General features: G+C 74.2%; 17 protein-coding genes. 8 read left to right on the forward strand and 9 right to left on the reverse strand.

What is annotated here, in order from left to right; all coding sequences use genetic code 11:
• On the reverse strand, nucleotides 1–1,092 hold a 1,092-nt coding region (locus ACZ42X_RS00800), incomplete at its 3' end, for a M28 family peptidase (protein WP_468282607.1).
• Between the two features lie 61 nt (nucleotides 1,093–1,153).
• Here ACZ42X_RS00800 and ACZ42X_RS00805 point away from each other — a divergent pair.
• From ACZ42X_RS00805 to ACZ42X_RS00820, 4 genes are all read left to right on the forward strand, one after another.
• On the forward strand, nucleotides 1,154–1,894 hold the full coding sequence (locus ACZ42X_RS00805) for a PP2C family protein-serine/threonine phosphatase (protein ID WP_468284080.1): 741 nt from the start codon (nucleotides 1,154–1,156) through the stop codon (nucleotides 1,892–1,894).
• A 234-nt stretch (nucleotides 1,895–2,128) separates the two neighbouring features.
• The gene (pgm, locus tag ACZ42X_RS00810) at nucleotides 2,129–3,769 is read left to right on the forward strand and encodes a phosphoglucomutase (alpha-D-glucose-1,6-bisphosphate-dependent) (RefSeq protein WP_468282610.1); all 1,641 of its coding nucleotides are present in this window, start codon (nucleotides 2,129–2,131) and stop codon (nucleotides 3,767–3,769) included.
• A 148-nt stretch (nucleotides 3,770–3,917) separates the two neighbouring features.
• Nucleotides 3,918–4,715 carry a VOC family protein gene (locus tag ACZ42X_RS00815; RefSeq protein ID WP_468282613.1) on the forward strand — a complete coding sequence of 266 codons (798 nt, stop codon included), beginning with the start codon at nucleotides 3,918–3,920 and terminating at the stop codon, nucleotides 4,713–4,715.
• A 122-nt stretch (nucleotides 4,716–4,837) separates the two neighbouring features.
• On the forward strand, nucleotides 4,838–6,460 hold the full coding sequence (locus tag ACZ42X_RS00820) for an adenosine deaminase family protein (protein ID WP_468282616.1): 1,623 nt from the start codon (nucleotides 4,838–4,840) through the stop codon (nucleotides 6,458–6,460).
• Between the two features lie 48 nt (nucleotides 6,461–6,508).
• On the opposite strand, the gene ACZ42X_RS00825 is transcribed toward ACZ42X_RS00820, so the two are convergent.
• Both ACZ42X_RS00825 and ACZ42X_RS00830 read right to left on the reverse strand, forming a co-directional pair.
• Nucleotides 6,509–7,438 (reverse strand): anti-sigma factor RsbA family regulatory protein, encoded by a 930-nt coding sequence (locus ACZ42X_RS00825; RefSeq protein ID WP_468282619.1) that lies wholly within the window; start codon nucleotides 7,436–7,438, stop codon nucleotides 6,509–6,511.
• Nucleotides 7,435–7,800: an STAS domain-containing protein gene (locus ACZ42X_RS00830; protein WP_468282622.1), complete on the reverse strand. Its 366-nt coding sequence runs from the start codon at nucleotides 7,798–7,800 to the stop codon at nucleotides 7,435–7,437. The genes ACZ42X_RS00825 and ACZ42X_RS00830 overlap by 4 nt, the downstream gene beginning before the upstream one ends.
• 148 nt (nucleotides 7,801–7,948) lie before the next feature.
• Between ACZ42X_RS00830 and ACZ42X_RS00835 the strand changes: the two genes are divergently transcribed.
• Nucleotides 7,949–9,211 (forward strand): cytochrome P450, encoded by a 1,263-nt coding sequence (locus ACZ42X_RS00835; protein ID WP_468282625.1) that lies wholly within the window; start codon nucleotides 7,949–7,951, stop codon nucleotides 9,209–9,211.
• A 12-nt stretch (nucleotides 9,212–9,223) separates the two neighbouring features.
• Here ACZ42X_RS00835 and ACZ42X_RS00840 read toward each other — a convergent pair whose 3' ends face one another.
• The 5 genes from ACZ42X_RS00840 to ACZ42X_RS00860 form a co-directional block, all read right to left on the reverse strand.
• Nucleotides 9,224–9,895 (reverse strand): four-helix bundle copper-binding protein, encoded by a 672-nt coding sequence (locus ACZ42X_RS00840; protein WP_468282628.1) that lies wholly within the window; start codon nucleotides 9,893–9,895, stop codon nucleotides 9,224–9,226.
• 127 nt (nucleotides 9,896–10,022) lie between these two features.
• Nucleotides 10,023–10,610, reverse strand: coding sequence for a hemerythrin domain-containing protein (locus ACZ42X_RS00845; RefSeq protein WP_468282631.1), 588 nt, complete (start codon nucleotides 10,608–10,610; stop codon nucleotides 10,023–10,025).
• Nucleotides 10,611–10,620: 10 nt separating this feature from the next.
• The gene (locus tag ACZ42X_RS00850) at nucleotides 10,621–11,820 is read right to left on the reverse strand and encodes a hypothetical protein (RefSeq protein ID WP_468282634.1); all 1,200 of its coding nucleotides are present in this window, start codon (nucleotides 11,818–11,820) and stop codon (nucleotides 10,621–10,623) included.
• A gap of 283 nt (nucleotides 11,821–12,103) precedes the next feature.
• Nucleotides 12,104–13,243 (reverse strand): lytic polysaccharide monooxygenase auxiliary activity family 9 protein, encoded by a 1,140-nt coding sequence (locus ACZ42X_RS00855; RefSeq protein ID WP_468282637.1) that lies wholly within the window; start codon nucleotides 13,241–13,243, stop codon nucleotides 12,104–12,106.
• 137 nt (nucleotides 13,244–13,380) lie between these two features.
• Complete coding sequence (locus tag ACZ42X_RS00860) at nucleotides 13,381–16,635, reverse strand: amidohydrolase family protein (protein WP_468282640.1); 3,255 nt, start codon at nucleotides 16,633–16,635, stop codon at nucleotides 13,381–13,383.
• Nucleotides 16,636–16,842: 207 nt separating this feature from the next.
• Here ACZ42X_RS00860 and ACZ42X_RS00865 point away from each other — a divergent pair, with 207 nt between their 5' ends.
• Both ACZ42X_RS00865 and ACZ42X_RS00870 read left to right on the forward strand, forming a co-directional pair.
• Nucleotides 16,843–18,105, forward strand: a complete 1,263-nt coding sequence (locus tag ACZ42X_RS00865) for a cytochrome P450 (protein WP_468282643.1) — start codon at nucleotides 16,843–16,845, stop codon at nucleotides 18,103–18,105.
• Nucleotides 18,106–18,261: 156 nt separating this feature from the next.
• Nucleotides 18,262–19,164: an NUDIX hydrolase gene (locus ACZ42X_RS00870; protein ID WP_468282646.1), complete on the forward strand. Its 903-nt coding sequence runs from the start codon at nucleotides 18,262–18,264 to the stop codon at nucleotides 19,162–19,164.
• A gap of 68 nt (nucleotides 19,165–19,232) precedes the next feature.
• On the opposite strand, the gene ACZ42X_RS00875 is transcribed toward ACZ42X_RS00870, so the two are convergent.
• Nucleotides 19,233–19,682, reverse strand: a complete 450-nt coding sequence (locus ACZ42X_RS00875; protein WP_468282649.1) for a hypothetical protein — start codon at nucleotides 19,680–19,682, stop codon at nucleotides 19,233–19,235.
• A gap of 64 nt (nucleotides 19,683–19,746) precedes the next feature.
• On the opposite strand from ACZ42X_RS00875, the gene ACZ42X_RS00880 reads away from it, so the two are divergent.
• A complete protein-coding gene (locus ACZ42X_RS00880) occupies nucleotides 19,747–22,596 on the forward strand; it encodes a helix-turn-helix transcriptional regulator (RefSeq protein ID WP_468284082.1) in 2,850 nt (949 codons plus the stop codon).
• Nucleotides 22,597–22,692: the final 96 nt, after the last annotated feature.

Raw genomic sequence — 22,692 nt, forward strand, 5'->3', positions numbered from 1 at the left:
TGGGGGCAGGTGAATAGCAAGTCCGTGGGAGGGAAGTGGAGCCGAGCGTTCGGGGGGGGGGAGGGGCCGGGACGTGGGGGTGTGGATGTTCTCGGTGCCCCCCCCCGCCAGGCGCGGGTAGTCGAGGGTGTCCGGGGTGTCGGTGGGCTGGTGGTAGTGGGGGTTACGGAAGTTCGCCGTACCGGTGAGCATCAGGGCCGGGATGCCGACGTTCCAGAAGGCCGCGTGGTCGCTGCGGTCGAGGTGGGCCAGCGGGGGCACCGCGAGCCCGGCGAGCGCGCCCAGCGGGCCGAGCGGCCGCGGGTCGCGCAGGGTGACGCAGGGCAGCGGCGGCCGCGCGGCCCCGGCCGCCTGGCGCCACAGCCGGGCCGCCGCGTCCGTCGCGCGGCGGTGCACCACGAGCGTGAAGTCGCCGCGCAGCCCGCCCGCACGGACCTCGGCGGCCACATCGGGGAACGCCGCCTCGAAGCCCAGCGGCATCAGCTGGCTGCCCGGCTCGTCCGTGAAGTACCCGACCGACTCCAGGCACATCATGCCGACGGCCCGGCGGCCGCGCCGCAGCCGCCGGGCCGCGTACCGGGCGCCGATCAGCCCGAGCTCCTCCATGTCGAGGACCGCGAGCGTGACCGGGGGCGGCTGCGGCAGCCCGGCGAGCAGCCGTGCGGTCTCCAGCAGTACGGCGACGCCGGAGGCGTTGTCGTCGGCGCCCGGGCTCGCCTCGACGGTGTCCAGGTGGGCGCCGACGACCACGGTCCCGCGGCTCGGGGCGCCCGGCAGCCGGGCCAGCAGATTGGCACCGGCCAGCCGCCGGTGCAGCCGGAACTCGAGCGGCAGCGCCTGGTGGCCCCGGCGGTCGGTGGAGCCCAGGCGGCACCGGACGTCGAACGGCTGCCGCTCGGTGCGCCAGCCCGCGGCGGCGAGCCGGCCCGCCACGTACGCCTCGGCCCGCCGCATGGCCTCCGGCGCGCGCGTCCGGCTGCGCGGCCCCTCGGCGAGGACCTCCACGTCGTGCCGCAGGCGCGCCGGGTCAGCCCGCGCGCCGAGCTCCCGTACGAGCCCGGCGACGTCCGCGGCCGCGGAGGTACCGCCCATGGCACCACGGTGCTCCCGTTCGCGCGGCGCCACAATGGGAGGGGAAGGGAGGGTGATGCCGGTGGCGTACGCGGCGGTGACCGCCCTGAGCCATGTCGGGCTGGTCCGGGAGCACAACGAGGACAGCCTGGTCGTCGGGCCGTGGACGCTGTGCGGCACGGTGACGGAGAGCCCCCAGACGCTGGTCTTCCCGCTCGGCACGCCGCTCGTCGTCGCGGTCGCCGACGGCCTCGGCGGCCAGCCGGCCGGCGAGGTCGCGAGCGCCCTGGTGGTGCGGCGGCTCTCCGCGCTCGGGCCCACGCTGGCCGGCGAGGACGCCGTCCGCGACGCCGTGGGCCACTGCAACCGCGCGGTGTACGCGGCGGCCGGCGCCGACCCGGAGCTGCTGACCATGGGCACCACGGTGGCGGGCGCCGTCGTGCTGGCGGAGTCGCTGCTGGTGTTCAACGTCGGTGACAGCAAGGTGTACGCCGTGTCCGGGGACGGTCTGCGCCAGGTCAGCGTCGACGACAGCCCGCCCCCGCCACCGGGGCGGCGCACCACGTCGGCCGTCACCCAGACGCTCGGCGGCGGCACCGCGTTCACCGCCGTCACCCCGCATGTGACGGCCTGCGCCCTCTCCCCCGGCGACCGGTTCCTGATCTGCAGCGACGGCCTGACCGACCCCGTACCGGACGACGACCTCGCGGCCCTGCTGCGCGTGCACGACGACGGCCGGGCCGCCTTCGAGCTGTGGAAGGCCGCCATCGACGCGGGCGGCCCCGACAACATCACCCTCGCCCTCCTCCGCGTCGGCGCGTGACCCGCGGGGGCCCAAAGTCCCGCTTGCCGGTGCGCGGGCCGGGGAACCCTCCCGCGGGCGGCGGACTTCCCGGAATCGTCCCGCGCCGCGCGGGCCCGTACCCGCCTCCGGTGCGCCTGATGGCACCGTCCGGGGGGAACGTCCGTACGGGGGGGGGATCCGCCCCCGAAGAGGACAGACAGCGATCATGGTCCGTGTACTGCTCACACGGGACCGATGCGGAGGAGTGGACAGATGCCGAACGAGCGCGCGGGACAGCAGGCGCGGCCGGAGGAGCTCGTCGACGTGGCCCGGCTGGTGACCGCGTACTACACCGTGCACCCCGATCCGGCGGAGGCGGCCCAGCGGGTGGCCTTCGGTACGTCGGGGCATCGCGGGTCGTCCCTCGCGGCGGCGTTCAACGAGGACCACATCGCGGCGACGAGCCAGGCGATCTGCGAGTACCGGGCCCGGCAGGGCACCGACGGGCCGCTGTTCCTGGGGGCGGACACCCACGCCCTGTCGGAGCCCGCGCGGGTGACGGCCGTCGAGGTGTTCGCGGCCAACGGCGTGACCGTGCTCATCGACGCGGGCGACGGCTACACCCCGACGCCCGCGGTGTCGCACGCGATCCTCACCCACAACCGCGGGCGGGCCTCGGGCCTGGCCGACGGTGTGGTGGTCACCCCCTCGCACAACCCCCCGGCGGACGGCGGGTTCAAGTACAACCCGCCGAGCGGCGGCCCGGCCGGCTCCGAGGCGACCGGGTGGATCCAGGAGCGGGCCAACGAGATCATCACCGGCGGGCTGAAGGAGGTGCGCCGGCTGCCCTACGCCCGCGCGCTGGCGGCGTCCACCACGGGCCGGTACGACTTCCTCGGCGCGTACGTGCGCGACCTGCCGTCGGTCCTGGACCTGGACGCCGTGCGCGCCGCGGGCGTACGGATCGGCGCGGACCCGCTCGGCGGGGCGTCGGTGGCGTACTGGGGGCGGATCGCCGAGGAGCACCGGCTCGACCTGACGGTGGTGAACCCGCACACGGATCCGACGTGGCGGTTCATGACGCTGGACTGGGACGGCAAGATCCGGATGGACTGCTCGTCGCCGTACGCCATGGCGTCGCTGATCGAGGGCCGCGACCGGTTCGCCATCGCCACCGGCAACGACGCGGACGCCGACCGGCACGGCATCGTGACCCCGGACGGCGGGCTGATGAACCCGAACCACTACCTGGCCGCGGCGATCGACCACCTCTTCCGCCACCGCGAGCGGTGGCCGGCGGGCGCGCGGGTCGGCAAGACGCTGGTGTCGTCCGGCATGATCGACCGCGTCGCCGCCGACCTCGGCCGCGAGCTGGTCGAAGTACCGGTCGGCTTCAAGTGGTTCGTCGACGGGCTGGCCGACGGCTCGCTGGGCTTCGGCGGCGAGGAGTCCGCCGGGGCGTCGTTCCTGCGCCGTGACGGCTCGGTGTGGACCACCGACAAGGACGGCATCGTGCTCGCGCTGCTCGCCTCCGAGATGCTGGCGGTGACGGGCCGCACGCCCAGCGAGCGGTACGCCGCGCTGACGGCCCGGTTCGGCGAACCGGCGTACGCGCGCGTCGACGCGCCCGCCACCCGCGAGGAGAAGGCCGCGCTGGGCCGCCTCTCCCCCGCCCAGGTGACCGCCGGCACCCTCGCCGGCGAGCCGATCACCGCCGTCCTCACCGAGGCCCCCGGCAACGGCGCGCCCATCGGCGGCATCAAGGTGTGCACCGCCAACGCCTGGTTCGCCGCACGCCCTTCGGGCACCGAGGACGTCTACAAGGTGTACGCCGAGTCGTTCCAGGGCCCCGAGCACCTGGCGCGCGTGCAGGAGGAGGCCCAGGCCGTCGTGTCGGCGGCCCTGCGGGGCTGACGGACGCCGCGCCGTCCCGCGTCACCGGTTCGCCTCTCCCGGCGGGCGCGGGACGGCCCGCGGTGTCACGCTGCTGCGGTAAGCCTGCGGTAGACCGGCGGTGGGCCCGCGGTAGGGGTACGCCGCACCAGCGACGCGAGGAATCACCGTGATCACCACTGACTTCGTCCAGGGCTCCCCCTGCTGGATCGACCTCGGCGCACCCGATGTCGCGGCGGCGGCCGACTTCTACGGTTCCGTGTTCGGCTGGGAGTACCAGCCGATGGCGGCCGACGAGCCGGACTTCGGCTTCTTGGTGCTGGACGGCAAGAGGATCGGCGGTCTCGGCCGGCTCACCGAGGAAGGCGCCCGCTCCGCCTGGATGATCTACTTCCTCACGGAGGACGTCGACGCCACGACCGAGGCGGTGCGGCGGTCGTCCGGCAAGGTGCGGGTCGCCCCCATGGACGCCGACGGGGAGGGCCGGATGGCCCAGTACACCGACCCGCAGGGCGGGCAGTTCGCCGTCTGGCAGCCCAGCACGTTCAAGGGCATGGAGGCCGTGGACGAGGTGGGGGCCCTGTGCTGGACGGAGCTGATGACGACGGACGCGCCCGCGGCCAAGGAGTTCTACGGGAGCCTGTTCGGCTGGCGGACGCAGGACATGGACCTGCCCGGGGGCGGCGGGACGTACTCGCTGATCACCCCGTCGGGCCAGCCGGAGGAGCGCATGCACGGCGGGCTCATGCAGCTCCCGGCCGAGCACCTGTCGTTGAACGGTGGTCGTGCCTACTGGCACCCCGTCTTCGGGTCCGAGGACTGCGACGCGACCGTCGCGAGGGTCACCTCGAAGGGGGGCACCGTGCAGATGGGGCCGGAGGACGCGGAGGGCGTCGGACGGCTGGCGGTCTGCGTCGACCCGGCGGGCGCGGACTTCGTGGTGCTCACCCCGGTCGAGATGAGCTGACGAGCCGGCACAGCACCTCCGTGCCGTCCCTTCCCCGCTCCGTTCACCCGGACGGGTGACCGTCGGTGTGAACACCGCCGGACGGGCCGTACGCCCCGCCCTCCGGTGGCGATCATGCAACGGTGATCAACCAACGCCACCACGCCGGCCGCCGACGGGCCCTCCTCGCGGCCGGTCTCGCCGTGCTCAGCCTGTTGTCGGCGCAGTCCGCGCTGCCCGCCGCCGCCCAGGGCGCGAGCGCCCCGCCGACGCCGTCCTCGCACGCCGCCCACCCGCGCCTCGTGACCCCGGCGGAGGCGCGCGTCGACGCCCTTCTGGCGACCATCCGCCACCGGCCCGCCCGGCTCCGGGAGTTCTTCCGGAACCTGCCCAAGGGCGGTGACCTGCACAACCACCTCTCCGGCGCGGTCTCCACGGAGTATCTGATCCGGCTCGCCGGAGAGGACGGCCTGTGCGTCGACGAGTCGACGATGACCGCCGTGGAGCCGCCGTGCGGGCCGGGCAGGCGTCCGGCCGCCGACGCCGCGAGCGACCCCGCGTTCCACCGTGCGCTGGTGCGGGCGTGGTCCATGGAGGGCTTCCCCGAAGGGGAGCCGGGCCATGACCACTTCTTCGCCACCTTCGGCCGGTTCGGCGCGGTGACCTGGCGCCACCGCGGCAAGCTGCTGGCCGAGGTCGCCGACTCCGCGGCCGCGCAGAACCAGTCGTACCTGGAGACGATGGTGAGCCCCGCCTCCGACGGGGCGAAGCAGCTCGCGACGGAGGTCGGCTGGGACGCGGACCTCGCCAGGCTGCACGGCAAGCTGCTGGCGGGCGGGAAGCTCGACCGGCTGGTCGCCGAGGCGCGCGCGGAGGCCGACGAGGCGGACCGCGAGTTCCGTGAGACGGCGCGCTGCGGCACCGCGCGGTCCGCCCCGGGGTGCCGGCTGACGGTCCGCTGGATTTCGCAGGTGTCGCGGGGCAGCGCGCCGGAGCGGGTCTTCACGCAGATGGCCCTGGGGCTGCGGCTGGCGGAGCGCGACCCGCGGTTCGTGGCGGTCAACCTGGTCCAGCCGGAGGACTGGGAGAGCTCCCTGCGCGACTACCGCCTGCAGATGCGGATGCTCGCCCATCTGCACCGCGTCTACCCCCGGGCCCACATCACCCTGCACGCGGGTGAGCTGTGGCCGGGGCTGGTCAAGCCGGAGCACCTGACCTTCCACATCGGCGAGGCGGTGAACGTCGCCGGCGCCGAGCGCATCGGCCACGGCGTCGACCTGGTCCACGAGGACGACTGGCGGCGGATCGCCCGCACGATGGCCGCCCGGGAGGTGGCGGTGGAGGTGCCGTTCACCAGCAACGCCCAGATCCTCGGCGTGAAGGGCGCGGACCACCCGTTCTCCACCTACCGGGAGTACGGCGTGCCGGTCGTGCTCTCCACCGACGACCCCGGTGTCTCGCGCATCGACATCAGCCACGAGTACCAGTACGCCGCCACCACGTACGGCCTCGGCTACCCGGAGCTGAAGGACCTGGCGCGGGCGTCCCTGGAGTACGCCTTCCTGCCGGGCCGGAGCCTGTGGCGGGGCAACCCCACCCGGGAAGGCTACCGGCCCGTCGCGGAGTGCCGTCCGGAACCGTCCACGCTCCGGGCGCCGGGGTCCGCTTGCCAGGAGCTGCTGGCCACCAGCCCGAAGGCGGCCGTCCAGTGGCGGCAGGAGGTGGCCTTCGCCGCCTTCGAGCGGAGGTTCCGCGCCGGGGCGTGAGCCCCCCTGGCACAGCGGGGGCCACGACGGCAGAGGTTGAGCCCGGGTTCAGCTCAGGTAGAAGCGGATCGTGGTGCCCGTGTCGCCGGTGTGGAGCCGTACGAGGTCCGACAGGTGGTGGACGAGGAGGAGCCCGCGCCCGCCCGGCTGGTGCGGCGGCGGGGGGCGCCGCCCGGCCAGCGGGTCGGTCAGCCGCCCGCCGTCGTGGACCTCGCAGACGACCTGTCCGCCCTCGGCCCAGATCCGCAGGACCCCCTCCCCGGCGCCGTGCACCACGCTGTTGGTGGTGAGCTCGGCGACGGCGAGGGCCAGGTCCTGCGACCGCGGCTCGGTGAGGCCGAGCCGCCGGCCCTGCTCGACGGCGAAGTGCCGTACGCCGGGCAGTAGGCCGGCGGCGAAGGCGTACGACGCGGCGCCGGGCGGGGCGGGCAGCGCCGTGTTGTAGCGGGCGATGACCCGCTCGGGGTCGTAGGCGGCCGAGACCGCCTCACCGGAGTCGTCGAGGACGACGGGGTGGGTCTCCAGCGCGTCGGCCAGCACCTGGGGGTCCAGTCCGTCCGCGTCGTACGGACACAGGATCGTCACGTCACGTCCGGCGAACGCGTGGTTGATCAGCGCCTCGTGCTGCACGCAGGCCGGGTACTCCACCTCCGTGCGGCCCGGCCAGATCGGCTCCCCGATGATGCGGATCCGTCCCGGTCCCCGGCTGTCGGCGAACGCCCGCAGCACGCCCGGGATGATGCGGCCGGGATTGCGGCCCGCCTGGGTCATGTCGACGAAGTGGACCTCGCTCGCGCGGTCGCCCAGCTCCGCCTGGATCAGCTCCAGGCGGGCTGGAGGGGCTGCGACGGCCACGGGTTCGCCGCCGGCCAGCCCGTCCAGGATGAAGGGGACCGTGCCCGCCACGTACTGCGCTGCGCCACGGTAGAACAGCGCCGGATGCACGAAGGGGTCCCCGACGGTGACCTCGCTCGTCACGATGCCACCTCGATCTCGGTCACTTCCGGCCAGAAGAGCTCCAGTATGCGGGGCAATTGTGGCGGAGGGCTGTGCAGGACGATCCTTCGCCCCCGCGGCATCGCCTGGGCGGTGAGTACCAGATCGGTGGCGCCGGCGACGTCGATGAACGACACCTGCGCCAGATCGGCATGACAGGCGTCCCCTGGCTGCCGCACTAGCTCCTCCAGCACCGTGCGCCAAGCCAAGCGCGTGGTCACACTGATCTCCCCGTTCACCCGCAGGCCGGACAGGTCCCCCAACGGATACGCCTCGAGGGAAGGCTCTTCCCCCGGGTCCGCGTCGAAGCCCGCCCGGCCGCCAGGTCGGCCCTTCATGCTCATTTTCCGTACCGTACCCGCCGCGGCCGTCGGCATGTCACCTCGGGGCGGCCGGAACAGACGACAGCGGTTGGCGTACGAGCTCCGCGGCGAGGGGCCCCGCCCGCCCGGCGCGGTTTCCGTTCGTGCGGTATGGGGCATTTGTGGGGCTATGTCTGCACACCGAACTCCCCTCGCCGACCGGACCGCGTCCCTGTTCCTGAAGGGCTACGCCTGGCTGCCCAACCGGATGCGGCGCGCCCCGGACGGCGTCGTCCGGGTCCGGCTGCTCGGGCGGCACGCGGTGGCTCTCCGGGGGCCCGACGCCGTGCGGTTCTTCTACGACGAGGCCAACGTCCGCCGCGGCGGGGTCCTTCCGGAACCGGTACGCGCCACCCTCTTCGGTGACGGCGCGGTGCACACGCTTGACGGGGAGGGCCACCGGGTCCGCAAGGCGATGTTCCTCTCCCTGCTGACACCCCCGGCGCGCGTCGCGGACCTGGTGGAGCTCGTCGGCGACGCGTGGGACGGTGCCGTGCGGCAGTGGGGCCGGCAGCCGGAGGTCGTGCTGTTCGACGAGGCGGCGGAGGTGCTGACGGCGGGGGTGTGCCGCTGGGCCGGGGTGCCCCTGGAGGTCGCGCGCACCGGCGCGGTGGCGCGCGACATGGTGGCGATGGTCGACGGTTTCGCCACCCCGGGACCGCGCCACTGGCGCGCCCGCGCGGCACGCCGCCGGTGCGAGGCCTGGCTGGGCGGGCTGGTGGAGGACGTACGCGCCGGGGCGGTGGAGGTGCCGGAGGGTTCGGTCGTCGACGTGGTGGCCCGGCACCGCGACTCCGACGGGCGGGCCCTGGACGCGCGCACCGCCGCCGTGGAGCTGCTCAACGTCATCCGGCCGACGGTCGCGGTGGCCTGGTTCGTCGCCTTCGCCGCGCACGCCCTGCACCGTTGGCCGGAGCACCGCAAGCGGCTCCAGGACGACGACGCGGCGTACGCGGCGGCGTTCGCGCACGAGGTCCGCCGCTTCTACCCCTTCGCGCCGTTCCTCGCGGGCCGGGCGGCCAACGACCTGGACTGGCGGGGCCACCCGGTCCCCCGGGGCGCGCTCGTCGTGCTGGACGTGTACGGCCAGAACCACGACGCCGCGCTGTGGGGCGATCCGTACACCTTCCGCCCCGAACGCTTCCTGCAGCACCCGGTGGACCGGGACGAGCTCGTCCCGCAGGGCGGGGGCGACCCGTCCACGGGGCACCGGTGCCCCGGCGAGGCCGTCACGATCGCGCTGCTGGAGGCCCTCTCCATCCGGCTGGCGCGGCTGCGGTACGACGTGCCCGACCAGAACCTCGCCATTCCCCTGGAGCGCATCCCCACCCGGCCGCGGGACGGCCTGCGGATCGCGGCCGTACGGCACGACGCCGACGGGAACGCCGGGTGACCGTTCGGGCCGTCAGCCGCCGACGCCGCTGATCGCGTCGACGAGCTCCCGCTTGCGCAGGGAGCTGACCCTGCCGACTCCGCGCTCGCGGGCGAGACCGCGCAGCTCCTCCATGTGCATGCGTTCCAGCTCCTCCATGGAGGTGCCGGACCGCTGCTGCTTTGCCTTCTTGCTCCGGCCGCCTCCGCCGCCGGCGCCGGCTCCGCCGCGTGCCGCGCCCGCCGGGGTGGTGGCGCTCGGCGGGGACTCGGGGTAGTCGCCGGATCCACCGGTGGCCCGGATCCGCTCCATCATCTTGTCGAGGAGCTTCTCCGTCTCACGGCAGGCCCGGGCGGACAGCTCGCAGTACTTCGCGTCCCCGAGCTCCTCGCACGCCTGGCCGCTGGCCCGCAGGACGGTGCGGGTGGCGTCGAGGACGGCCATCGTCGTCGGCGCGTCGTAGCCGGTCTGCCGGGTCAGGACCCGGGCGGCGACGGTGCACAGGTCCGCGCAGTCGTTGCTGCTGCGCATGCACTTCACGGCCATCGCGATCTTCTCCGGGTCCTGCTCCGCGGCGGCGGAGTCCGCACAGGACAGACACGCGGCAGCGCACTCGTACAGCTTGTCCACCGCCTGGGAGAGGACCTTGGGCGGCAGCCCCGTCTCCGCCGGGTAGGCGTCGAGCAGCTTCTCGGCCAACGACATGACGTCCTCCTGCCTGGTCACCACAGCCCATTACCGCCCTTCCACCGTCGCACGCGACCGCCGCCCCCGCCAGCGCGTCCGGCGGGGGCGGAAGGGGGTGTACGGCGGCCGACGCCCGGCGGTCCGGTCAGTGACCCATGGCCTTGCGCACGGCGTCCTTGGTGCGGTCCATCAGCGCGGCGACCGGGCCCAGCGCGACGTTGGCCGCGGCCGACTCGACACCGGGGTGCGGCCGGGTCGGGGCCATGGCCTCGGCGGCCTTGACGCCCCGCGCCATCGCCGCGAGCCGCGCGCCGTCCGTGCTGCGCCGGATGTGGGTGAACTCGTAGCGCTCCTCGGCTCGGGCGTGCGCCTGTACGTCGGCGCGCAGCGCGAGCAGCTGCGGCATGAACTCGGGGTCGTCGGTGTCCATGCCGTCGAGGGCGGCCAGCGCCTTCTTGGCGGCGTGCTCCTCGGCGAGACGGTCCTCGACCACGTCGTCGCCGCCCGGCATCGAACGGCGGGCGAAGGGGTGGACGACCTCCTCCTCCGCCGTCTCGTGGACGGCGAGGAGGCGCACCAGGCGGCGGAACGCCTCCCGGCGCTCGTCTCCGGTGCACCGCTCGACCTCGTCGAAGAGGTTGCGGATGTCTCCGTGCTGGCGCATCAGCAGCGAGACGACGTCGTCGTCCGGGGCGTTGTCGTCGCCGGCGTGCGGGGTGTCGATCGGGGACACGGCGGGCCTCCTACTTCTCCTGCAGGGCGGGGTCGGGGTGCGGTCCTTCGGTCTCGACGCGGTACTCGCGGCCGAACATGTCCTGGTGCTGGGCCATGACGCGCTCGCTGGGCGGCTCCTCGCCGCCGTTGATCGCGGCCTGCATCTTCTCGAACCGCTCGTGGGCCTCGCGTACGTAGCCGGCGCCCAGGGTGGTGAGGTCGATCTGGGTGGCGAGCAGGTCGCGTACGTACGCCTTGTTGGGCTCGAAGGTGAGCACGTTGGGCAGCTCGGGCGCGAGCACCGACTCGGGGTCGCGGCCGTCGTGCCGCCGCATCAGGTCGCACGCGATGCGCAGGTGCTCCAGCTCCATGTTGAGGTGCAGCTCCCAGACGGCCTTGACCTTGGGGTCGCTCTCCTGCTCCATGAAGGAGTAGTACAGGTAGCACTCGTTGTACTCATGGTTCACGAGCTGCTCCCACCACGTCTCGCCCGGGTCGACCAGCGACTCGTAGTGGGTGACGTGCTCCTCCTCGATGAGCCCGATCTCCTGGTAGAGCTGGCGGGCGATGGGCTCCATGTAGGTGGAGCCGGTGTTCATGTAGAAGTTCATCGTCTGCTGCTCCGCCGACATGACGGTCAGGGCGTGCAGCTTCGACAGCGGGTTGGTCTGCTCGCGGTCGTAGGGGTCGCGGACGTTGTCGGCGGGGTGGCGGTGGTGGTACTTCGTCGGGCGGCCCGGGATGATCTCGGTGAGGTTGTCGACGATCGACTCCGCCTTGCGGTGCTCGATCATCTCGTACAGGTTCGCGTACCGGTACAGGTGGTCGAAGTCCTCCAGGACGCCGAACTGGTACGCCTGCTTCAGGTACGGGTCGGGCTCCATGCGGGCCACCCAGGCGGTGAGGTCGACGGCGACCTGCTCGTACGCGATCGTCGTCTCCAGGACCGACGAGACGCCGGGCAGCAGCCAGTTCACCACCTTCTGCTGCTGGGCCTCGATGTAGCGGGTCTCGGCCAGCTGCCGCTTCACCTCGGGGTCGATGGTGTTCCGGGCGAGCTGGTGGCTGAAGAGGATCGCCTCGACCTCGATGCCGTTCATCGTGATGATGCGGCAGCGGGTGTACGGGTCGCAGTGGTCGGGGTCGATGGGCTCGACGTTCAGCTCGCGCCAGTTCCTGAGCTGACGGTCCAGCGGGATTCCGCGTTGCTCCAGCGGGTTGAAGGACATGGGGCCTCCTGTGGGCGGTGGCAGTCGACTGCACGGCTGGGTACCCCGAAAGGCACACGGGGAACGATGCGTTTCGGCCGGGGCGAGAGACATGCTTAACCGCTTCCGGATTCCGCCTACCGCCCGCGCCCTCGCGCGTTGCTCCCTCCGGGGTAATCACCGGGGCCATCGGCCCGCACTTCCTTGACCTCGCGGTGGACACCGCACTCGGGGCGACGTCGATCACGCATGCGTCCCCCGCCGGGCGCGCGGGGCTCGGCGGGGGACGGGGAGAGCGACGGGCCTACGGGGTGACGCAGCCGATCATGCCGACCGGGTAATCGTTGCCCGTCGAGGTGGCGGTGAAGCCGAAGGTGACGCTGCTGTCGGCGCCGATCGTCCGGTTGTAGTCCACGTTCCGCACGGTGACCGTGCCGTCCGCGCCGTTCGTCAGGGCTCCGCCCCAGATGCTGCTGATCTTCGTGCCGGTGCCGGGCTTCCAGCTGACGCCCCAGCCACTGGTCGGCGTGGTGCTGTGGTTCATCACCTCCACGGAGGCCTGGAAGCCGCCGCTCCAGGAGTTGACCACGTTGTAGACCGCCATGCAGGAGCCGGTGTGGGGGTCGGTCGGCGTGGGGGTGGGCGTAGGTGTCGGTGTCGGGGTCGGGGTGGGCGTCGGCGTCGGCGTCGGCGTCGGCGTCGGCGTCGGGGTGGGCGTCGGCGTCGGGTTCGAGCCGCGGATGCCGGTGACCTCGCCGTTGCCGCCGTCGAAGACCACGTCGGAGCAGGAGAAGAAGTTCTCCTGGCTGTCGGAACGCACCCACTGGATGAAGATCATCGCGTCGCCGGAGCGGCCGGAGGGCAGCTTCAGATCCCAGTGGTAGTGGCCGCCGTTGGAGCCCGCGGAGCCCTGCTGGGGCGGGTTGGTCACCGTCTGGATCAGGTCGAGGTCGCCCCAGGCCAGCGGCTTCGTGGGCGACCAGCCGGGCTTGGTGAGGTAGACCCGGAAGTCACCCGGGTGCGCCGCCCAGTTGCTGTACTTCACCCGCATCGTCGCCCCGGACGTCAGGTGCGTCTTGGGCCAGTCGGCGCGGGCCGCGTTGTAGGCGGAGAAGTTGTACGGGGAGCGGTCGCCGGCGCTGCACAGCTTGCCGTCCGGGACGTAGCCGGCGCCTCGTCCGCCGGCGTTGGAGTCGAGCACGGCGAACCAGTTGTACAGGGCGCTGCCGCCGCTCTGCGCGAGCGCGTCCTTGCACGCCGGGTTGGTGGGGTCCAGCCCGCCGGTGCCCGTGACGGCGTCCAGCTGGCACAGGTACGTACGCGAGCCGGGCATCATGGCGACGCCGTGCGCCTGCGCCGTGTTCTGCCCGAGGAGCAGCAGCCCTAACGCGGACAGGAGCGTGGCGAAGGCGGTCGCCAGGGAGTACGTCTTACGTCGTGACACAAGGCCTCACCCTTCGAGCCTTTCGAGTGGCAATGGTGATCGATGCATGACAATGCTGTGCCCCGCCACTTGGGAGCGCTCCCACCGCTACGGTACCCAGACGTAAAGAGCGTGTAAACGGGACCGCGCCCAGAAGCTCAGCCGAGCCCGCCGTCCGCGCCGCAACAGCCGTCCCGCCGCAGCTGCCGCCCGACGGCCGACCAGTCCGCCTCGGAAGGCTCTGGGGAGCGCCCGGTACCGGTGCCCCTACCGGTGTCCGCGAACGCGGCGACGAGCGCCGCCTGTTCGTACAGCACCCCGCCCCGCAGCACCGAGACCGTACGCACCAGCGTGTCGAAGTCCGCGAACGGATCCCCGTCCACCACCGTCACGTCCGCCACCTTGCCGACCTCCAGGGTCCCCAGGTCGCGCTCGGCCCCGAAGGCACGGGCGGGCAGCAGGGTCGCCGTGCGCAGGGCCTCGGCCGGGGACAGGCCGCCCAGGCGGTGCAGCGCCCGCAGGTTCATGTGCAGCGAGAGGCCCACCGGCACGATCGGCGCGTCGGTGCCCAGGGCGACCAGTCCGCCCGCCGCGAGCACCCGCCGGTACAGCCCCGTCTCGGTGCGCAGCGCGGCCAGTTGCGCTGCGCTCGGCGGGCGCGCGGCCAGCTCCCGTACGGCTGCGGTGTCCCAGGGCGCCATGACGGCCGTGACGCGGGGATCGCGGGCGAGCCCGGGGTCGGCGCCCACCAGGCTCATCGCCGAGAAGGGCGTGGCGATCAGCGTGAAGTCCACGCCCCGCGCGGTGTAGATCTCCTCGACGTCCTGGTAGGACCGCCCGGACGCCGTCGTCGCGTGCCCGAACTCGGCGCGCTGCGTCGCCTGGAGATGGGTGGTCAGGTCCTGCCCGGTCTGTACGCCCGGCGAGCAGAAGTGGCTGCCCGCGGGGACGCCGAGCCGCTCGTGGGCGAAGCGGGCGGCCTCCTCCATCACCCAGGCCGGGGCGCGTACGTACGTCTTGACGACGTCCCAGTCGAGCGCGGCCCCGCGCTCCAGGGACCGCCGCAGGCCAGCACGCGTGTGGTGCGCCCTGCCCATGCTGTACGCCACGCGGGTGCCGTCGAGCAGTTCGCCGCAGGTCAGCAGGCGCGGCCCGGCCAGCTGCCCGGCGGTGATCGCCTCGCGGAGGCGGGCCTGTTCGTAGGCGAACCCGCCGAGCGAGACGGCCGTGGTGATGCCGTACGACAGCTGGGCGGCCGTCTGACGGCCGCCGTAGGTGCTCTGCCAGGGGTGGGTGTGCGTGTCCCACAGCCCGGGCAGCACCGTGCCGTGCCCGGCGTCGACACGCCGCAGCGCCGGCCGGGCGCGGGCCGGCCGGTGCGGCTCGATCGACGCGACGCGTCCGCGGCGTACGACGATGTCGACGTCCTCCCGTACCGAGGTGTCGCCGCCCGTGCCGTCCCACAGCCGGCCCGCGTGTACGACCGTGTCGGCCGGTGCCGGGCGCCGGTGGTCCAGGGGGACGCGTACGGTGCGGGGCCGGCCGTCGTCCCGGCCGGTGAGCCGCAGCAGCTTCAGCCGGTCCCCGGAGAGGTACAGCAGGGTGCGGGAGTCGCCCGACCAGGAGGGGTGGTCGGCCGCTTCGTCGCCGAGCCGGCGCAGCGGGCCGCGGGGCGTGCCGTCCGGCGCCACCGGCAGCAGGCACAGCGCCGATTCGACGATCAGCGCCATCCAGCGTCCGTCGGGCGACCAGACCGGGCCGGAGTCGTAGCGGTCGGAGATGGAGGCGTGCGGCTGGACGGCGTGCAGGCGGGTGGCGCCGGTTTCGGTGTCGGCGACCCGGATGAGGTTGTAGCCCTCGCGGAAGCGCCGGTTGAGCCGGTTGCGGTCGCACCACGCGAGATGGCGGCCGTCCGGGGACCAGCTCGGCCGGCCCGGCAGCCCTCCGCCGCCGAGGGGCGCGGCGAGGACGCGTTCGGCTCCCGTGGACAGGTCGCGGAGGATGACGTTGCCCGCCATGTCGAGGCAGGCCAGCCGGGTGCCGTCGGGCGACGGGGCCGGGAGGACCCGGCCGCCGGTGGCGAGCGCCGTCCGCGTACCGGAGCCGAGGTCGAGCCGGTACACGCCCAGCAGGCCGTCGCTGTCGTCGCAGTACACCAGGGACCGGCCGTCCGGCGCCCAGACGGGTCCGAGGACATAGCGGGTGGCGTCGGCGCGCAGCAGCCGGCGGGGTGGCCGGCCGCCGGTCGTGCCGGCCACCCAGAGGGAGTTGAGCGCGGCGAAGGCGACGCTCCGGCCGTCGGGTGACAGCGCCGGGAGGTGGATTCCGCGCACCGGGCGCAGCCGGTCGCCGTCGAAGTCGTGCTCCTTGGCGCGGTAGCGCGGCCGTTCCACGGGCAGCGCCGCCCGGAACGGGACCGGTTCGGCGCTGTGGGGCGCCTCGGGGCGTACGAGCGTGAAGCGGCCGTCGACGGTGAGCAGCAGCTCTCCGGCGGCCGTCCAGCGCGGCGGTACGGGCGCGATGTCGCCGTCGACCGCCACCGGCGCGCCGTCGACCACGAGGGTGCAGGAGCCCTGGGGCGCGGGCGTGGTCCGGAGGTACGCCAGCCGCTCCCCGTCCGGTGCGACGGCCGGGGCCATGACCTGGGCGGTGGCGCGCTCGGTGTGTACGACGTCGACCGCGCCCCTCCCGTCGGCGGGCACGGCCGCCACCGTCCGGGCCTCCAGGGTCACCGTGCCGGTGGGGCTCGTCAGGGCCCGGGCCCGTACGAACAGGATCCGTTCGCCGTCCGGGGACCAGGTGGGGTCGAAGTCCTCCCAGGCGCCGTCCTGCGACGGGCCGTCCTGGCCGGGCAGTCCGGTCACCCGGGTGAGCGCTCCGCCCCTCAGGTCGAGTACCCAGATCCGGTACGGCGCGCCCGTCACCGGATCGCCGCCGCGCTCGGACGCGAACGCGATCCGGGTGCCGTCCGGGGACCAGGCCGGACCCCGGTCGTCCCAGGGCCCTTCGGTGCGCCGGCGGAGCTCCGATCCGTCGGGGCGCACGGTCCACACGTGGAACCCGCCGTCCCGGTACGCGCAGAAGGCGACGAGCGCGCCGTCGGGCGAGACGGCCGGCCGGTTCGGCTCCAGGTCGGGTGGGGTGAGCGGGACGGCCCGGCCACCCGCGCGGGGCACCGACCACAGGGTGTGCTGCACCTCGGCGATGAGCCGGTCGCCCGCGGGCAGGAGGTCGGCGGAGCCGTTGGTGGCGGCGGTGAACTCCAGGCGCGGGCCGGCGGGCCGCGGCGGGGCCTTGGCGTTGGCGGCGTCGGCGGTTCCGGCCCCGGTCCCCGTGGCGACGAGCACGGTGCCGGCCGCCGCCCCGGCTCCCGCGAGGAATCCGCGGCGGGAGAGTCCCTCAGCCCCGGACATCGGCTGCCCTGCGTCCAACGGTCCTCCCGGTCGAAGCGCTCGGCGGATCACCACGCGCCCGCGCGCGCAGGAGCATCCTTCCGCGCGGGCCCCTCACGTATGCACGGCCTCGCCGGTGCCGCCCGGGTGCCGCGTTTGCGCCAGGCGCACGCATGAGCCGCGGCGAGGTCCACGCGGCACACGTACCGGCGGGGCAGGATCTCCGGCATGCCGACTCCCTCCCTCGAGCAGTTCAGCCTCTACGACGAGCGCTTCCAGGACGGCCGCTACGAGATCTACGACGCGCTCCGCACCAGAGAGCCGGTGTTCTGGCACGAGGAGACCCGGTCCTGGTTCATCACGCGCTACGCGGACGTCTCCGCCCACCTGGTGGGGGACGATTTCCTCACCGGTCCGCTGGTGAGGAACAAGATGAGGAACGTTCCACCGGGCGAGGAGGGGCGGTTCCAGGACATCGTCGACATCGTCTCGGCCTGGATGGTCTACAACGACCGTCCGGTCCACACCCGGCTGCGGAGCCACATGAACCGCGCGTTCTGGAGCAGGGAGATCGACCTCATCCGTCCCGAGATCCGGCGCATCGTCTCGGAACAGCTCGATCTCGTCCTCGAACGGACCGGCGGCTCCTTCGACTTCGTGGAGGCGGTCGCCCATCCGGTCCCCGCCATGGTGCTGGGCCGGATGCTCGGCATCCCGGCGGAGGAGGTCGAGCGGTTCATCGGATGGTCCGACGACATCGCCGCCTTCATGCAGGACTTCGTCGTCAAGGCCGCGCCCGACCGCGAGACCGGGGCGCGGACCCGGCGCAGCCTGCGCGAGATCGTCGGGTTCCTGACCCGCGCGATCGAGGAGCGGCGCCGGAGCCCGAGGAACGACCTGCTCACCCGGCTCGTCGTGAGGGACGCCGACGACTCCGGTGGGCCCGGGGCGCTGACGGACGCCGAGGTGATCCATCAGACCATCCACCTCGTCTTCGGCGGGCACAAGATCCCGCAGTACCTGCTGAGCAACTGCCTGCACCTGCTCCTCGCGCACCCGCGGGAGTTCGCGGCGCTGAAGGCGGACCGCACCCGCGTGAGCGCGACGGTGGAGGAGTGCATCCGGATCGAGGCACCGCTGCAGTACGTCACCCGGCACGCGAAGGACGACATCGAACTGCACGGCAGGAGGATCCGCGGCGACGACTCCGTCTACTTCTTCCTCGGCGCCGCCGGCCGCGACCCGGAGGCCTTCGAGGACCCCGCGGTCTTCCGCCCCGGCCGCACCGGCCGCCGGCACCTCGGGTTCGGCGGCGGGTACCACGCCTGCATCGCGGCGGCGTTCGCCCGGGCGGAGGTCGAGGAGGTGCTGCTGGGCATGCTCGACCGGATGCCGGGGGTGGCCGCGCGCTACGACCTCTCCAGGCCGCGCTGGACGCCGAACCCGACCTTCCACGGCATCGTCACGATGCCGGTGGAGGCCGAGGGCTGACCGCGGTCGTCCGGGTGCGCTCACCCCGCACAGCCGTGCACCACGTGCCCCGGACACGGCCGTGACGCCCGGCGGGCGAAGGCGTTCTCCCTCATCGGTACGGTCACGGGTGGCGGGCCCGTCCGGCCCGCCGCCCCCTTCAGGAAGGTGGCACCCATGCGACGCACCGGCCCCGGCACCGCCACGAGTACCGCCGTGATCCTCATCAACGCGCGCGGCCAGTACCTGCTGCACCTGCGCGACGCCCACGAACCCCTCTGCGATCCGGGCACCTGGTCGCTGATCGGCGGCGCGCCCGAGGGGGCGGAGACGCTCGACGAGGCGATCGCCCGCGAGCTGCGCGAGGAGGCCGGACTCGCCCTCCCCGGCCTCACGCCCTTCACGACGGTGCGCGCCGAAGGCCCCCGGGTGACGGAGGGTCACGTCCGGGTGTACACGGGCCGGTGGGACGGCGACGCCGACCGGCTGCCGGTCGGCGAGGGCATCATGTTCCGCTGGTTCGACGTGGCGGCCATGGCGCACCTGACGATGTGCCCGTGGGCGTACGAAGCGATCCTCGCCCACCACCGGCAGGCGCCCGTTCCCGCGCCCGCGCTCACGGCGGTGCCGCAACAGCGCGTCGGCGCCGTGCGGAACGTGATCGGCGCGCACCTCTACCTGGAGCGCGACGGGCGCACGCTCCTCGGACTGCGCCACCCCGAGGTCGCGTACGCGGCCGAGCACTGGCACGCGCTCGCGGGACACGTCGAGTACGAGTCCGTCCGGTCGGCCCTGGTGAGGGAGGCCGCCGAGGAGGCGGGTCTCCTCCTGCGGCCGGAGGACCTGCACCTGGTGCACACCGTCCACGTGCTCGACCGGGCCTCCGCGGAACCGCGCGTCCAGCTGTTCTTCCGCGCCACCGCCTGGTCCGGTGAACCCGAGGTGCGCGAACCGGACCGGTGCATCCGCTGGGAGTGGTGGCCGCTCGACGGCCTGCCGGAGCCGATGGTGCCCTACACCCGCACGGCCATCGACGGCATCCGCGCCGGCCGCGCCTACTCCGAGCTGGGCTGGCCGTGACGGCCCTGGCCGCCCCTATGACGTGGCAGGAGCCGCCGGACAAGGGCCAGGTGGGAGGTGCCGGACCGTCACAGCTTCAGCAGCACCCCGCGCCACGTCCACCCCGCGGCGAGGACCGCCACCCGGAGGGGGTCCCTCATCCGCGCCGGGTCGAAGCCGGACGTCTCCGTCATGCGCAGGCGGCCGTCGGCGCCCCGGTCGAGGGCCCAGGTCCGGGAGTACCGGGTCACCTGGCCGCGGGAGTACTCACGGGTCCGCGCCTCCCGGTGTTCGTCGAGGGCGCGCACCTCGCGGTCTGCCGGGACCAGGCGCAGGCGGGTGCGGAGGAAGTCGCCCGGGCCCGGATCGCGCCACTCCGCCACGAGGTCGGCCTTCTCCGCGGGGGTGGCGGCCCGGACGCGGTACGGCGCGTCCGGGGTGGCGAGGGCGAGCAGCGCGGCGCGGACGTCGGCGGCGGAGCGAGGGGTGACGCCGTCGGCGGGGTGGCGGGTGCCGGTCAGTCGGTCGAGGAGACGCATCTGATCATCGTACGGAGGGCGCCGGTCGGGACAGAACGGGCGAACTAGACTTTCCGGTGTGGTGATGCGGTCGCCCCTGGTCGGCCGGGCAGCCGAGTACGCCGGGCTGCTCGACGCGCTCGCGCGGTGCCGGTCGGGTGAGGGCGGCCTCGTCCTGGTGAGCGGCGACGCGGGGGCCGGCAAGAGCCGGCTCGTCGCGGAGGTCCTGGACGGGTGGGACGGGCGCGTACTACGCGCCGCCGCCGCACCCGGGGCGGGGGCGTACGCGCCCCTGGCCGATGTAGTGCGCGCCGTGTCGGACGGCGCCGGCGGGATGCCGTCGTACGGCGAAGTCGAGCAGTCCGCCCTCTTCGACGCCGTCCTGCGCGTCTTCCGGGACCTCGGGCGTGAGCGGCCGGCGGTGGTCGTGCTGGAGGACCTGCACTGGGCCGGCGCCGCGGCCCTCGACCTGCTGCCGCCGCTCGCGGAGGCGATGGCGCGCGAGCCGCTGCTGCTGCTCGGCACGTACCGCGGCGAAGAGCTCCCGCGTGCGCACCCCGTCCGGCGCCTGCGGACCGCGCTGCGCCGCGGCGGCCGCTTCATGGAGGTCGCGCTGCGCCCGCTGACCGCCGAGCAGACCGGTGAGCTGCTGACCGGGCTCCTCGGCGGCGCTCCTTCGCCCAGGCTCGTCACGGCGGTGCACGGCAGGGCGGAGGGGCTGCCGTTCTATGTCGAGGAGCTCACCGCCGCCCTCGTCGAGGCCGGTGGCGTGCGGCGTGAGCGCGACGGCGGCCTCGACCTGGTCCGGGACGCGGAACTGCCCGTGCCGGAGAGCGTGCTGGACGCCGTGCTGGTCCGTACGGCGGGCCTGCGGCAGCGGTGCGCGGACGCAGTGGAGCTCGCCGCCGTCCTCGGCGTGCGGGTCGACCTCGTGGCGCTCTCCGGGCTCGTGGAGCCGCAGGACATCGACCGGCTGCTCGACAGCGGGCTGCTCACGGAGCGCGAACGGGAGCCGGGGTGGGCGGAGTTCCGCCACGCACTCGTACGGGACGCGCTGTACCGCGGCATCCCGTGGGCCCGGCGGCGCCGCCACCACCGCCTCGTCGTGGAGCACCTCACCGCGCGCGGCGCACCGCCCGAGGCCGTCGCCGAGCACTGGATCGCCGCGCACGAACACGAGCGGGCACGGCCCTTGCTGCTCGCCGCGGCCGAACGGCACTGCGGTGTGCACGCCTACCGGGACGCGGCCGCGCTGGCGCGGCGGGCGCTCGCGCTCTGGCCGGAGGACACCGACCCGGAAGGCCGGCTCACCGCGCTGGAGCACCTGGCCGACTGCGCCGAGCTGTGCGGGGAGCTGGAGGCCGCCCTGTCGGTGTGGGCCGACGTCGCACGGCTGCGGCGCTCCCGGGGCGACCTCCCGCGCGCCGCGTCGGCCCATCGGCGCGGGGCCAACGCCGCCGGGCTGCTGGGCGACTGGTCCCGCTCGGTCGCCGAGCGCGGCGACGCGGCCGACGCGTACACGGCGGCGGGCCTGCCGGCCGAAGCGGCGGCGGAGCGGCTGGCGCTGGCCGACGAGCTGAAGTCCGCGGCGCGGCTCACGGAGGGCCTGGAGCAGGCGGTGGCCGCGGCCGAGGACGCGGAGGCGGCGGGCCGTACGGACCTGCGGGCCCGCGCGCTGGCGATGCAGGGCTCCCTCCGCTCCGCCCTCGGTGACGGAGTCCGGGGAGTCGCCCTCGCGCGGTCCGGGCTGGAGCTCGCCCTCTCCGTACGGCTGCCGGAGGCGACCGGCGAGGCGTACTACGAGTTGGGCGAGGCCCTCGGGTACGCGGCCGACTACGCCGCGGCCGCCGACGCCATCGACTCGGCGATCGAACTGTGCCGGGCCCACGGGGTCACCGAGCTGGGGCGGGTGTGCTTCACCTGCCTGTCACCCGTGGTGCGGCTCATGGGCGACTGGGACCGCTCCCTCGCCATCTGCGGCGAGGTGCTCGCCGACGCGCACACGCCCGAGATCCTGCGCAGGGTCGCGGAGGAGGAGTCGGGGCTGATCACCGTGCTCCGCGGGGACCGCCGGCACGCGCGGGCGCCGCTGCGGCGCTCCGCCGGTTTCGGCCGCGCCCACGAGGTCTTCGGCATGGAGGTGGGTGCGACCTGGGGCCTGGCCATGGTCGCCGCCCTCGACGGCGACGAGGACGCGGCCGTGCGGACCGTATCGGCCCTGCTGGAGCGCTGTCTCGTGAAGGGGGAAGGGCACTACGCGCTGCCGGCGCTGCGCTGGGCGGCGAGCTTCCTGGCGGAGCGCGGCGACGAGGACGGGGTGGCGCGGTGCCACCGGGTGCTCGCCGCGGCCGCGGCGCGGAACAGCGCGCCCAAGGTGCTGTCGGCCCTCGCCCACGCGAGTGGCGAACTGGCCCTGGCCGAGGGCGACCCGGCGCGCGCCTCGGCGCACTTCGGCCGGTCGCTCGACCTGCTGCGGGGGATCTCGGCGCCGTACGAGCGGGCCCTCACCCAGCTGCGCCGGGGCGCCGCGCTGGCGGGCGAGGGCGACCGGGACGCCGCGGTGGCCGTGGTGACCAGCGCCTACCGGACCGCGCGCCACCTCGGCGCCAGGCCGCTGACCCGCGGCTGCGCGACGACGCTGGCCGCCATGGGCGAGCGGATCGACCGGCGGCTGGGCCGCCTCGCGGCCCGCTCCCTGGAGCCGGCCGGGCTCACCCGCCGGGAGCGGGAGGTGCTGCATCTGCTGGCCGACGGCCGGACGAACCGCGAGATCGCCGGCGAGTTCTTCGTGAGCACACGCACCGTCGACATGCACGTACGCCATGTACTCGACAAACTCGGCTGCCCGTCGCGGGCGGCGGCCGCCCGTCGCGCGGTGGAGCTCGGCCTGACCGGGGCCGGGGCCCAGCAGCAGCCGCGGAAAGTACGGCGATAGCCGGCCCGGAACACGGCAGGACGACGGATGTTCCTCCCTCCGCCGCTTCCTAGCGTGGGGTGCGAGCCATCGAGGACAAGCACCCGCCACCGGGAG

This window comes from Streptomyces sp. NPDC030862, from assembly GCF_055571835.1.